The organism is Streptomyces viridosporus, assembly GCF_002078235.1.
Lineage (GTDB): Bacteria > Actinomycetota > Actinomycetes > Streptomycetales > Streptomycetaceae > Streptomyces > Streptomyces viridosporus.
Map to the genome: position 1 here is coordinate 1 of NZ_MSGP01000944.1, position 527 is coordinate 527.

1 protein-coding gene is annotated in these 527 nt (G+C 76.7%); it reads right to left on the minus strand.

Annotated elements, in window-relative coordinates; translation table 11 throughout:
• Positions 1-61: 61 nt before the first annotated feature.
• The coding region (locus tag B7L92_RS38830; RefSeq protein WP_143626546.1) for an ATP-binding cassette domain-containing protein at positions 62-527 on the minus strand (466 nt) is incomplete at its 5' end.

The following is a 527-nucleotide window of genomic DNA, read 5'->3' on the forward strand; positions in this document are numbered from 1 at the left end:
CGGGCCGAGGGACGGGTCGGTGCTCGGGGCCGAGGTCCCGGTGCTGCCCGGCCGGGCCGGGTCAGGACCTCCGGCCGCCGCGCAACTCCAGCCGCTCCCCGGGGAACCGCTCGCGAAAACCGCAGTCGTGCGAGACCGCGACCACCGCGCCCGGGTACACCGCGAGCGCCGCCTCCAGGTCCTCGACCAGGTCGAGCGCGACGTGGTTCGTCGGCTCGTCGAGGACGAGGAGGTCCGCGGGCCGGGTCACCAGGCTCGCGATCTGCAACCTCCGCTGCTGCCCCGCGGACAGCGCCGCGACCGGAACGTGCAGGTCCTCCGCACGGAACAGGCCCAGCGCCAGCAACTGCTCGGCGTGCTCCTCCGGCGGCCCGGACCGCCCGGCCGCGAAGGCGGCGAGCAGCGGGAGCCGTGGGGAACGCGCGGGCAGCTCCTGCGCGAGGTACCCGATCCGGGCCGGGCGGCGCACCGTGCCCGCGTCCGGTTCCAGGTCGCCCGCCAGAACGCGCAGCAGCGTCGACTTGCCC